A 12651-nucleotide genomic window follows, 5' to 3' on the forward strand; every position below is an offset into this window, starting at 1 on the left:
TTCCCGCGCCCCGTCAGGCAAGCGGAATCGTGACCTCGTCCTCGATCGGCGGCTCCATCTCCTGGGCGCGGTTTCCCGTCGCCGCGTAGCAACGCAGCCGGATCGCCTCCGGGGTGACGTCCAGACGCAGGAAGCACTTGAAGAAGGGCGGACTGTACGTCGCCGAGCTCGGGGAGAACAGCTGCGTGTAGATCTTGCGCACCGGGAGCCGGAAGCGTGACGTGCGGTCGGGGCGGCCCCCGGCGCCCAGGAGACTGGCCACGAGCCGGGTCCGCGCGGTGACCCGGACGACCCCGCCCGGGGCGCGGGTCGCGGAGATGCCGAGCCGCTCCGCGATGACGGCCGTGGCCTCGGCCTCGGTGAGCGTGAAGAAGCGACGCAGGCGCAGACGGCGGCCGTAGAGGCGGCTGTAGAAGGCGAGGGAGTCGCCCCGCAGCGGGTAGCAGCGGAAGTCCTTCTCGGTGACGCCGCCGACCGAGATACGGGGGATGGTGTGGGTGGCGTGCATGAACGCCCCGCCGCCGCCCGAGACGACGTACTGGAGGGTGCGGTCGCCCACCCGCACCGGATAGCGCTGGTAGTTGTGGATGTCGCCGCCTATCGCCGCCACGTAGTGGTGGTCCGGGTCGCGGACGATGTCGTCCACCGTGCCACCGCCCTCCATCGGGCACGGGTGGTGCTCGCCGTCCACGTACAGGGGCGACCCGGTGATGAGGAGCTTCGGGCGAGGGCCCTGCGAGACCTCACGGAGCCAGGCCCCCTGCTCGGCGTCGAGCGTGCCCAGCAGACCAGTGTCGATCCCGATGATCCGCACCGGTCCGGCGTCCACCGCCCAGTACGGGCCCGGCTGGACGGCCCGTTGGGCCGCCGAGCCGCGCAACTCCCGTTCCTGGTCGAGACGGTGGCCGTCGTGCGGATGCGGCCGGTGCCACAGGAACGACCGCAGCCAGGCCTTGGTGAGGGGCCGGGGCGTGGGCTCGGGAGTAAGGGGCGGGGCGTCGTCGCAGAAGACACGCATGAACGCGCCGAGGTCCTCGTACCAGTCATGGTTGCCGGGTATCGCGTAGATCGGCGCCCGGTAGTCCTGGTACGGGCGGAAGAACTTGGTGCCGTAGTCGTCGGCGCTGCCCACCGGATAGATCACGTCACTGGCGATGACGGCGAAGCGGGTGTCCTGACCCGTCTTCAGGAAGCCCGGCACGACGGCGTACTGGGGATCGTCGCCCTCGCCCGTGTCGCCGATGACCATGAACGAGAACTCGTCCGGGTCGTCCCGCCGGATCACCTTGTCGGCGGGCGCACCGGCCGCCGCCCGCTGCGCCACCCACCGGCTGCGGATCCGGCCCGTGGGGTCCCCGAACCAGGAGGCCACGACGCCGTTGCGGGCGGCCCACAGCGTCTTCGGGTTCAGCCAGGAGATCTTCTCGACCTTGGACGGCATCAGCCGCTGGTACTCGCCGCGTTCTGCGGTGCCCCAGCCGGCGCCTTCGGCGGTATCGCGTGAGGAGTCAGACACCGGTGCACCGTAACAACGATCTAGAACCGGCCGAGAGGGGAGTCCCCCAGTGCGTGCCCGCGCGGCACCAACTGACCGCTACCGCCGCCGTGGTCGCGGGGAGGCCCGGTGCGGATCCCGCGAGGCTCCCGCGTCCCCGTCGCGCCGGGCGGAACCGGCGGCCGAATCGAGGCGGAAGTCCGGCCGGGCGGCGGTCCGTGGTCCGGCCGCAGCTCCCTCAGCGCTCTCCCGGGGCGTCGCGCCCCGGCTCCGTTCGCCGTTGCCCAGGACCAGCAGGGGGTCGAACATCACCACCACCCCGGCCAGTACCAGGAAGACGATCGGTCCCAGAAGCATGGGTAACAGCAGTGAGCTGGGCGAGTCGCCCGCCCAGGTCCCAGGGCCGGCGTCGTGCAGGTGGACGCTGACGGCGGCCATGCCCGTGTAGTGCATTCCCGACACCGCCACGCCCATGATCAGACTGGCTCCGAGGCTGGTCAGGAACCCGCGGATCGAAACCGCCGCCCACAGGGCCGTCGTGGCCGCGACGATCGCGATCACCACGGAGAGCGCGACGACGGCCGGTGCGTAGCGTAAGTCGCCGTTCAGATGCATCGCCGCCATGCCCAGATAGTGCATCGCGGCGACACCGAGACCGGTGATCGTGCCCGCGACGCCGAGCGTGGCGCGGCTCGCACCGCGACGGCCGACGATGAACACGCCCACGCCGACCATGACGATCGCCACGACGAGACTGAGCACCGTCAGGCCCACGTCGTACCGGATCCGGGTCTCCTCGACCTGAAAACCGATCATGGCGATGAAGTGCATCGTCCAGATACCGCTGCCGATCGAGGCGGCGCCCAGCGCCAGCCAACCCGCTTTCCAGGCCTGCGTGTCCAGAAGTGTGCGGACGATGCAGCGCAGCCCCAGAGCCCCGCCCAGGCACGCCATCAGATACGCAGCCACAGGGGTCACCGCTCCATAGCGGAACCCGTCAACCGTGCCTTCCATATGCCAACTCCCCACGTCACGGCTGTTCGTGGGCAAGGTCTACGTGGAGGAGAAGAACAAAAGCAAGGGCTTACCGGGGGTACGCCGAGAACTCTCGATCACCATGGGTTGACTCGAGTCACACAGCGGCGATTTCCAGCCAGACGGACTCCTCGACCGGTGCGATGTGGCACCGTCCTCGGGGCACGCTCCATGCCGGAGGGCCCCGAGGCCGGGGGCGGAAGGTGCGCTCGCGGGTCGGAAGACGCACTTCAGGAGGCGCGCTTCGGGAGGCGTGCTCAGAAGGTGCTCTTCAGCAGGCGTGCTTCAAGAAGGTGAGCTTCAGAAGGTGCGCTTCAGGAGGTCCAGCAGGGCCGTCCAGTGCCGTTCGTCGCCCGCGGCGTCGTACGAGGCGGTGTCGGCCTGCGTGAAACCGTGGTGCGCCCCGGCGTAGACCTCGCAGGTGTGGCGGACACCGGCGGCGGTGAGCGCCTCCTCCAGGCGCTCGATCTGCTCGACGGGCAGCGACGGGTCCTGGTCGGCGTGCCCGAAGTACAGCTCGGCGGTGACGCTGTCGGCCACCAGGTGCGGGCTGTCCGGGGTGTCGGTCGCGAGGCGCCCGCCGTGGAAGCCGGCCGAGGCGGCGACCCGATCCGGATAGGTGCCCGCGGTGAGCAGGGCGATCCGTGCGCCCAAGCAGTAGCCGGTGAGGGCGACCGGACCGGCGGCGGCCGCCGGAGAGTCGGCCAGCGCCCGCAGGTAGGCGCCGGCGTCCCGCATCGCGAGGTCCGGCGTCAGTTCCTGCATGACCGGGCCGATCCGCTCGAAGATCTCCGGACGCGCGCCCGGGTCGATGAACTCCGGCAACTCGAAGACGGGCGCCCGCCCGTGACGGTAGAACAGGTTGGGCACCAGAACCGTGTAGCCGGCCCCGGCCAGCCGGTCCGCCATGGACCTCAGCTGCGGGCGCAGCCCGAAGGCGTCCATGTAGAGCAGCACCGCGGGACGCGGTTCTCCGTCGGCGGGGTGGACCAGGTAGGCGTCGGCGACGCCGTCCTCAGTGGGTATGTCGACGGCGGTTCCCTGTACGGCGGTCATGCCGGGCCTGCTCTCTGCGTGGGGATTCGGTGAACGCCCTGCCCGCGCTCGGACGGGGCAGGTCCGATCATCGTGGCATGGGGCCGTCGGTCCGCCGCTCCGGCCCCGGGGGCCGGCAGAACCCCTACTCGAACCGTGAGACGTCGCCCGCGCCCTTCCGCACGATCTCGGCCTCGCCGCCGGAGAAGTCGATGACCGTCGTCGGCTCGGTCCCACAGTCCCCGGAGTCGACCACCCCGTCCAGGACGTGGTCGAGCCGGTCCTTGATCTCCCAGCCCTGGGTCATCGGCTCGTCCTCGTCGGGCAGCAGCAGTGTGCTGGACAGCAGCGGCTCCCCGAGTTCGGTCAGCAGCGCCTGGGTGACGACGTGGTCGGGGATCCGGACGCCGACCGTTTTCTTCTTGGGGTGCTGGAGCATGCGCGGCACCTCCTTCGTCGCGGGCAGGATGAAGGTGTAGCTGCCCGGGGTCGACGCCTTGATCGCACGGAACACGTCGTTGTCGACCCGTACGAACTGGCCGAGCTGCGCGAAGTCCTGGCAGACCAGGGTGAAGTGGTGGCGGTCGTCCAGGCGGCGGATGGTCCGGATCCGGTCGATGCCGTCACGGCTGCCGAGCCGGCAGCCCAGCGCGTAGCAGGAGTCCGTCGGATACGCGATGAGCGCGCCCGAGCGGACGCTGTCGGCGACCTGGGCGATGGTGCGCGGCTGGGGGTTGTCTGGGTGCACGTCGTAGTACTTCGCCATCCGTCGAGCTTATGCCGTGCCGCGGCGCCGGTCGCGCGAGCCCCGCGCCGGGCGCGATCGCAGCGGTACGACACCTGTGGCGGGCGCCGCTCGCCAACGGCACGGAGACCGGGCGTCGACGGGGAAGCCCGGGCGCCGACGGGGGAAGCCCGGGGGTTCCGGAGCCTTTCCGCACGGAGCCGGCCGCGGTGGCCAAAGGCCGTCCGCCCGGCCGACCGGCGGACGTAGCCTCCGGCCATGGACATCACAACCGTACGACTGGAAGCCCCCGCCACCCCTACCGCTCCCGCGCTCGCCCTGCGGCCGTGGCACCCGGCGGACGCCACCGGCCTGGCGGCCGTGTTCCGCGACGACGAGGTGACGCGCCTGGACCTGTTGCACCAGGTGGACAACACCGCGTCCTGCCGGGTCGCGGACAAGTGCGGGTACGTCTTCGACACGCTGTTGCCGGCGGCGCCGCCCGCCTTCCCGCTCGACGGCCACCGGCATGTGCGCGCGTGGGGAACATGCGGCAGGACAGCGGGAAATGTGGACAAGTTGTTAAGTGGTCAAGGCGAGTTTCCGGGGCGGGAGTCCGGCGGGAAAGGGTGGGGTACCGTCCGAGCGGCAGGGCGTGACACGAGTGAAAGGGCCGGGGGCGGGCGACGTGGCTGGGCGGGAGGACAGGCACCTTCCTACAGGGGCGACGGGCGGCGAGAACGCGGACTGGGCACAGGAACTGCTCGACCACCTGCGACCGACCGGGCGCGACGTCCGCCGGGTCGTCGACTGGCTCGCGGCCGCCGTGCAGGGCACCGCCTCCCTCCAGGACGGCACCGGCGCCCTCCTCGCCGGCACCCGCGTCGTGGTGGACGAGGACCTGATCCGGGACATCGTGACCGGCCGCATCGCCTCCGCATCCTGGGAGGGGCAGGACCAGCACATGCGCCTGGTGAGAGTGGAGCGCCCGCACCCGGCCATGGCGGGCGTGCTCGTCGTCTCGCGCACGGCGCCGTTCGACCGGCGCGCCGCGGACGTGGTGCTGCGCACGGCGCAGGTCGTCGAACTGCTGCTGCGGGCCCATGAGACGACCGCGGCCGGGCACCGACTGCGGCGCGCGGCGTCCGATCTGCGGCTGGCGATCCTGCAACTGCTGATGGTGGAGGACACCGTCTCCGCCCGCCGCGTCGCGGCGGGCCTGTGGCCGGGCCTGCTCGACACGGACACCGCCTGTGTCTACGTCCTTGAGGGCGACGCCGGCGCCCGCGACCGCCTCGCCGACGAATGCCTCGACGCGACGCACGAACAGGCCCTCGTCGTGCGCTGCCCCGCGGTGGACCAGCACGTGATCGTGGTGGCCCCAGGGGAGTTCGCGGCCGGGGCGCTGAGGTCGCTGGCCGCCCGGACCCCGGACACGTTCCTCGGTGGCAGCGTCCGACAGAGCCTCGCCCGTACCGCCACCGCCTACGGACAGGCCGTCAGCGCCCTCGCCGTCGCCCGCTTCCGGCCGGAGAAATCGGCCGTCTACGCCGAACGCACCCACCCCGAACGCCTGATGGACCCGGCCGGACTGCACCACTGGAGCTCCCGCGTGCTGCGGCCGCTCGACACGCTCCCGCACCACACCCGCGCCGAACTGCTCGCCACCACCCGGCTGGGCCTGGAGTTCACCGCCGTCAGCGCCGCCAAGGTCCTCGGCGTCAGCCGCAACACCGTGCGGGCCCGTATGGAACGCGTCGAGGGACTGCTGGCCACGGACTTCTCCGACCTCACCGTCCGCGCGGTCGCCCACCTGGCCCTCAACACCCAGGTCGGCTTCTCCGAGGCGCCGGCCGAGGACACCGGGCCGCAACCGGCCCCCGCCCGGTTGGTCGACCTGCTGGCGGGGACCGCGGTGCGGGGCTGGGCGCAGGACCTCCTGGGACGGTTGGGCGCGGACACTCGCGACCTGCGCCGGACGCTGCGCACCTGGATCGCGGCCGGAGGCAACGCCGAACGCGCCGCGCTGACCCTCGGGATGCACCCCCAGACCGTGCGTGACCACGTCCGCAGCGCGGAGCCCGTCCTGGAGCACCACCTGCTCGTCACCGGCAGCGACCTCTACGAGGTCGTCCTCGCCCACTTGGCCGTCGGTGACCTGGAAGCCCCCGTCCTGGACCCGGCGAACCGGGGCGATCCGGACTCATCTGTGCACGGGTGAGTCCTCCGGGCCGACCGGCGGGCACCGATGCGATTCACAACGGTTCTGCCTGGGACGTAAGTTCTACGCACCGCATGGGGCACGACCGGAACGGGGGACCGGTCGCGCACCCGTGCGGTACACACCGTCACCGGACGAATTCGCCCGGTTGTCGAAGGCCTCCGCGGAAACCGTCCCCGGTCTGCGTCCGCCATGTTCCCTCGTGGAGCCGGCGGGTACTCGTCCGACTCCGGAACGACGACGAGCGCTGGAGGGGATCTTCATGACCAGCAGCACGGAGACCGGCGGCGTGACCGGTACGCCGGACAAGGACTACAACCTGATCTGGTATGTGGAGGCGTGCCTCAACAACGCGCTGCGACTGGATTCCTACATCCAGGACGCGGAGCGCGAGAAGGACACCGAGGTCGCCGACCTGTTCCGCAAGGCCCAGGCGGACAGCCGCAAGGGTGCCGAACTGGGCAAGGGGCTCCTGCGATCGCGACTCGACGGCGGCTGACGCCGGCGTATCCCGACGGCCCGGTCACCACGGAGGCTTCCGGTGGCCGGGCCGTCGGCGCGTGAGGTCGGGCGCTCGCCGCTTCCCGGAAGTGACCGTCGTAGTACCCCGGGAGCGACCGTCGTCGTACCCCGGGAGTGATCGTCGTAGAACGACGACACTCGAGTCGCACGTCGACGCTCCGGTCGCACGTCGACACTCCAAGGGGGCCCGCGAGGAGATTCCCGGCACGAAGAGGCTCAGATCGGGGAAAATCGGCTCCGGGACCGGACCTGCCGAGCGGCAGCACAGTCAGGAGTGACGCATGGGGTACTACGATCTCGGCCCGTACGGCCGCTCCGTGACGACTCCGTCCGCCGAGGCCCAACTGTGGTTCGACCGGGGACTGTTGTGGACGTACGCCTTCCACCACGAGGAGGCCGTCGCCTGCTTCGAGACGGCGGCCGAGGCCGATCCCGACTGCGCCATGGCCTACTGGGGCATCGCCTACGCCCTCGGCCCGAACTACAACAAGCCCTGGGAGTTCTTCGACGGCCAGGAACTGACCAGGACCGTCGACCGTACCCACGCCGCCGTCGAACTGGCCCATGCGAAGGCCGGCGGTGCCACCCCGGTGGAGCGGGCGCTGATCGGCGCGCTGCGCGCCCGGTATCCGCAGGCCCAGCCGGTCGCGGACTGCTCGGTGTGGAACACGCCCTACGCCGACAGCATGCGCGCCGTCCACGCCCTCGCCCCCGACGACCCGGACATCGCCACGCTGTACGCCGACGCGCTGATGAACCTCACCCCCTGGCAACTGTGGGACCTGCGCACCGGTGAGCCGGCCGACGGGGCCCGCACCTCGGAGGCCAAGACCGTCCTGGAGCGCGCGCTCGCCACCGACGCCGGAAGGCGGCACCCGGGCGTCCTGCACCTGTACATCCACCTGATGGAGATGTCGCCGGCCCCCGAGCTGGCCCTGCCCGTCGCCGACCGGCTGCGCGGTCTGGTGCCCGACGCCGGTCACCTCCACCACATGCCCTCGCACCTGGAGGTGCTCTGCGGCGACTACCGACGCGTGGTGTCGGACAACAGCGCCGCGATCATCGCCGACGAGAAGGTCCACGCACGCTCCGGGGCGATGAACTTCTACACCCTGTATCGGTCGCACAACTACCACTTCAAGATCTACGGCGCGATGTTCCTCGGCCAGTCCGAGGTCGCCCTGGAGACCGCCGAGCAACTGGAGGCGTCCATTCCGGAGGACCTGCTGCGTGTACAGAGCCCGCCCATGGCCGACTGGCTCGAGGCCTTCCTCGCCATGCGGGTGCACGCCCTGATCCGCTTCGGCCGCTGGGAGGACATCCTCGGGCGGCCCCTGCCGGCCGACCCGGACCTGTACTGCGTGACGACCGCGATGCTCCACTACGCCCGGGGCGTCGCCCTCTCCGCCACCCATCGGGTCCCCGAGGCGGAGGCCGAACGGCGACTGTTCCACGAGGCGGCTGCCCGGGTCCCCGAGACCCGCATGCTGTTCAACAACACGTGCGCCGACATCCTCGCGATCGCCTCCGCGATGCTCGACGGCGAACTGGAGTACCGCAAAGGCCACCACGAGGCCGCCTTCGCCGCGCTCGAACGGTCGATCGCACTGGACGACAACCTCCCCTACGACGAGCCCTGGGGCTGGATGCAGCCGACCCGCCACGCGTATGGGGCCCTACTCCTCGAACAGGGGCGCGTCGTCGAGGCCGAGGCGGTCTACCGGGCGGACCTCGGCCTCGACGACACGCTCCCGAGGGCCCTCCAGCACCCGGGCAACGTCTGGGCCCTGCACGGCCTCCACGAGTGCCTGGTACGCCTGGGCAGGACGGGCGAGGCCCGGATCGTCGCCCAGCAATTGCGTATCGCCGCCGCGTCGGCCGACGTACCGGTCGAGGCGTCGTGCTACTGCCGCCTCGGCACCGGCTCCGAGACCACGGACACCCACACGGACACGGACACCGATACCGGCACCGTTCCGAGCTCCGGAACGGGCGGGGTGGGCCACTGCTGCGGGGACTGAGCACCGTCGGCCGTCCTCTAGGCTGGGACGTCGCCGATGAGAGGAAAGCGCCGTCGTGGTCGGTCCGCAACCGGACGCCCTGGGTCCGTTGCTTCGCGGCTTCAGACATGCGGCGGGCATGACGCTGGAGGAGCTCGCCGAGGCCTCGGACGTCAGTGATCGCGCCATCGGCGACATGGAGCGGGGGCACAGCAGAGGACCACAGGCGCGCACCGTCCAGGCCCTGGCCACCGCCCTCGGCCTCCGGCCGGAAGACGCCGACGCCCTGCTCGCCGCAGCCCGCGACGGCCGTCGCCGCACCCGACGCACGCCGTCCGGACTGTGCGACCTCCCTCCGCCCATCCCCGACTTCGCCGGCCGCGACGAGGAGATCCGCTGGCTCGACACGGTCGGGGGACCGGGAGCGGGCACGCACGCCGTCATCATCAGCGGAGCTCCGGGGCTCGGCAAGACGACACTGGTCGTCCAGGCCGCCCACCGGCAGGCGAAGCGGTACGAGGACGGATGCCTGTTCATCAATCTGCGCGGCCTGGACGCCCAGCCCCTCGCCCCTCATGAGGCGCTGGCCCGCTTGCTCAAGGCTCTGGGCGTACGGGAACGCGACCTGCCGGCGGACCTCGAGGAACGCCAGGTGCTGCACCGTCGTCTGATCCGCGACAAGAACGTTCTCGTGATCCTCGACAACGCCGCCGACGAGGCGCACCTGCGCCCGCTGCTGCCGGGCGAAGGGACCTGCACCTTCTGGACAACCAGCCGCCGCGCCCTGACAGGCATCGAGCACGCACGCCGGCTCGTACCGTCCCCTCTCGCGGCCGACGCGGCCACCGCCCTGCTGGAGACGATCACCGGGGACCGACCGGGCTCCGGGACGGACGAGCAGGACACCGCCTCCCTGCAGCGCATCGCCGACCTCTGCGGAGGCCTGCCGCTCGCCCTGCGTATCGCGGGCAACCGCCTGGTGAGCCGTCCGGCCTGGACCGCGACCAGCCTGGCCGCCCGGCTCGCCGCCGAGGACCTGCGCCTGGACCGGCTGACCGCCGGAGACCTCCGGATCAAAACGGCCTTCACCCTCTCCTACGAGCAACTGGCCGAGCCTGCCCGGAAGTTGTTCCGGCGGCTCTCCCTGGTACCGGGCCCCGACTTCGCTCCCGCCCTCGGAGCGGCACTCACCTCCTTAGGGCCCGCGCAGGTGGAACAGCTGACGGACGAGCTCATCGAACTCGGCCTGCTGAACGCCGCCGGCGATGACCGGGCCGCCTTCCACGACCTGGTCCGGCTGTACGCGCACCAGCGCCTGAGCGAGGAGGAAAGCGCCGAGGAACGGGAGGCGGCCCGCACCGCCCTGCACACCTGGCTCCTGGACACGGCCTGCAGCGCCGGGCAGTGGTTCGAACCGGTCGTCGGCCCACGGACCGTCGACGATCCGCTCGTCGACCTGCGCCACGCACCGGCCGCCCAGGACTGGCTGCGGACGGAGAGCGCCAACTGGTTCGCCGCCCTGCGCAGCGCGGCGGCGGCCGGCGAACACCGCAGGGTCGTCGAGGTCGCGGAGTCCATGCACTGGTTCTCCGACCGCTGGATCCACTGGGGACACTGGCACACCGTCTTCGCGCTCTCGCGAGCCGCCGCCCATGCACTCGGTGACCCCGGTCTCGAAGCCACCCATGCCAACTACCTCGCCTGGGCGTTCAACAGCTGCCTCGGACGGCCCGCCGACGGCATGGCCCTCGCCCTGGAGGCCGCCGAGCTCGCCAGGCAGGCCAATGACCCCGTGCAGGAGGCGTGGTCACTGACGTACGCCACCTACGCCGCCACGGACTCGGGGAAGTTCGGTGTGGCTGTCGACAAGGCCCGGCGCGCGGTCGCCCTGTTCGCCGCCGCGGGGGACAGGGAGGGACACCCGCAGGCCCTCATGGGCCTCGCCCTCAACCTGCGCGCGGCGGGGCGCTTCCAGGAAGCCGTCGAGACCTTCGACACCGCCGTGGCGTGGGTGAGCGACCCGGCCACCGCCCCGGCGCCGCACATCGCCGACGTCACGGCCATGAACGCCTTGAGCGGCAAGGCTCTGGCACTGCTGGACCTCGGACGCTGGGAGGCGGCGATCGAGACCTGCGACCGCGCGCTGGAGCGGGACGCCCGGGTCGGTGTTCCGCTCAACCGCGGCGTGCCGGCGATGCGCAAGGCGCGAGCTCTGTGGGCGCTGAACCGGCGGGACGAGGCGACAAAGATGATCGAGGACGCCGTCCGCTGCTTCAGCGAGGCCAGGTCCGAACGATGGCTGGACGAGGCGAACAGCCTGCGGGAGAGGTGGCTGGAGCAGGGCGGGGCCACGGACTGAGGCGGGGGTGCGGGGCCTGCTTGGGCAGGCTGTGCGTGTCGGCGTGTCGGCGTGTCGGCGTGTCGGCTTGTTGGTCTGTCGATCTGTCGGCTTGTGCAGGGGCGTGCGTCTACGGCGGCTCGATGGTCGTGCGGGCCGGCTCGACGGTCGTGCGGCCCTCGACGGGGCGTCGTTCGTGAGGGCCCCGTCGTCGTCCGCGTACGCCGGGGCAGAGCCCGCGTGGGTCCGGTCGGCATCCGCTCATCCCTGGTCAGCGTCCGCGTATGCCGGTCGCGGCCCGTCCGCCGGAGTCCGCGTGTGCTCGCTCGCGCGCGCCGTCGCCTGCCAGTCGCTGGGCGACACGCCGTACGCGGCCCGGAAGGCGCGGCTGAAGTGCGCGGGACTGACGAAACCCCAACGCCGGGCCACGGACGCCACGCCGAGCCCGCGTGACGAGTGGCGTGCCAGGTCCCGACGGCACATGGCCAGCCGACGTGTCTGGATCCACCTGGCCAGCGTGGTGTCCTCGGACTCGAAGAGCTTGTGCACGTACCGGACCGAGACGTGGTGCGCGTCCGCGATCGACTGGGGCGACAGCCCGGGATCCATCAGATGCCTCAGCGCGTGGTCCTTGACGCGGACCAGCATGGCGCGGGTCGCCTCGGGGGCCTGAGGAGCTTGCCGATCCTGACGCTCCCGGATCAGGGTGGCCAGCAAGTCACAGGCGGTGAGCCCCAGTTGGCGTCCGGCCTCGGGTGGGACCCCGGCCGCGTCGCGGGCCAGCGCTCCCAGATAGGCCGCCACGACGCCGACGCAGCCGCCGGTGGGGGAGAACACGGTGGCGGTGAGGGCCCGTAAGTCCCCGTCGGTCACGTTGAGCGCGGTGCGGGGCAGATGGAACGCCGTGAAACCGAACTTCGCCGGCAGCTCCTTCAGGAAGGGCCGTGCGGAGTCGGACAGGGCGAACTGCCCCGGCTCCAGGAACGCCTCACGCCGGTCCTGTTCCAGCCGGGCGGTGCCGTGGTGCTGAATCGTGAGCGTGAGGTGGCTCTCGCCGCCCCGCGCGATCATCCGGCGATCCCGTACGACCTTCTGCGGTCCCGCCGAGACGGACGAGACCTGGAGCGGTCCCAGCTGATGGCTGGTGATCGTCGCCGCGGACGGCTGGGCCTCGTACAGCTCGACGTCCAGCGGGATGAACGTGTGGGACACGGCGTCACGCCAGAACTCCGCGCGGTCGGACGGGGACAGCGAAGAGGTCGACAGGGTGATGCTCATGGC

At 71.4% G+C, this 12651-nt stretch carries 9 protein-coding genes; 4 read left to right on the forward strand and 5 right to left on the reverse strand.

The window, feature by feature from the left end:
* Positions 1-13: 13 nt before the first annotated feature.
* From OHA64_RS45695 to OHA64_RS45710, 4 genes are all read right to left on the reverse strand, one after another.
* Positions 14-1516 carry a metallophosphoesterase family protein gene (locus OHA64_RS45695; protein WP_405623176.1) on the reverse strand — a complete coding sequence of 501 codons (1503 nt, stop codon included), beginning with the start codon at positions 1514-1516 and terminating at the stop codon, positions 14-16.
* A gap of 78 nt (positions 1517-1594) precedes the next feature.
* Positions 1595-2509 carry an MHYT domain-containing protein gene (locus OHA64_RS45700; protein WP_405623178.1) on the reverse strand — a complete coding sequence of 305 codons (915 nt, stop codon included), beginning with the start codon at positions 2507-2509 and terminating at the stop codon, positions 1595-1597.
* 321 nt (positions 2510-2830) lie between these two features.
* On the reverse strand, positions 2831-3586 hold the full coding sequence (locus OHA64_RS45705) for a dienelactone hydrolase family protein (RefSeq protein WP_405623179.1): 756 nt from the start codon (positions 3584-3586) through the stop codon (positions 2831-2833).
* Between the two features lie 124 nt (positions 3587-3710).
* Positions 3711-4331: an L-threonylcarbamoyladenylate synthase gene (locus OHA64_RS45710; RefSeq protein ID WP_405623180.1), complete on the reverse strand. Its 621-nt coding sequence runs from the start codon at positions 4329-4331 to the stop codon at positions 3711-3713.
* A gap of 646 nt (positions 4332-4977) precedes the next feature.
* Between OHA64_RS45710 and OHA64_RS45715 the strand changes: the two genes are divergently transcribed.
* From OHA64_RS45715 to OHA64_RS45730, 4 genes are all read left to right on the forward strand, one after another.
* Complete coding sequence (locus OHA64_RS45715; protein ID WP_405624390.1) at positions 4978-6510, forward strand: helix-turn-helix domain-containing protein; 1533 nt, start codon at positions 4978-4980, stop codon at positions 6508-6510.
* A gap of 262 nt (positions 6511-6772) precedes the next feature.
* The gene (locus OHA64_RS45720; protein ID WP_405623181.1) at positions 6773-7009 is read left to right on the forward strand and encodes a hypothetical protein; all 237 of its coding nucleotides are present in this window, start codon (positions 6773-6775) and stop codon (positions 7007-7009) included.
* Between the two features lie 304 nt (positions 7010-7313).
* Complete coding sequence (locus tag OHA64_RS45725) at positions 7314-9053, forward strand: hypothetical protein (RefSeq protein WP_405623182.1); 1740 nt, start codon at positions 7314-7316, stop codon at positions 9051-9053.
* A gap of 55 nt (positions 9054-9108) precedes the next feature.
* A complete protein-coding gene (locus tag OHA64_RS45730; protein ID WP_405623183.1) occupies positions 9109-11391 on the forward strand; it encodes an NB-ARC domain-containing protein in 2283 nt (760 codons plus the stop codon).
* Between the two features lie 240 nt (positions 11392-11631).
* Here the strand turns inward: OHA64_RS45730 and OHA64_RS45735 are convergent, their stop codons facing one another.
* A complete protein-coding gene (locus OHA64_RS45735; RefSeq protein WP_405623184.1) occupies positions 11632-12648 on the reverse strand; it encodes a helix-turn-helix domain-containing protein in 1017 nt (338 codons plus the stop codon).
* Positions 12649-12651: the final 3 nt, after the last annotated feature.

The organism is Streptomyces sp. NBC_00076 (assembly GCF_045041235.1).
GTDB lineage: Bacteria > Actinomycetota > Actinomycetes > Streptomycetales > Streptomycetaceae > Streptomyces.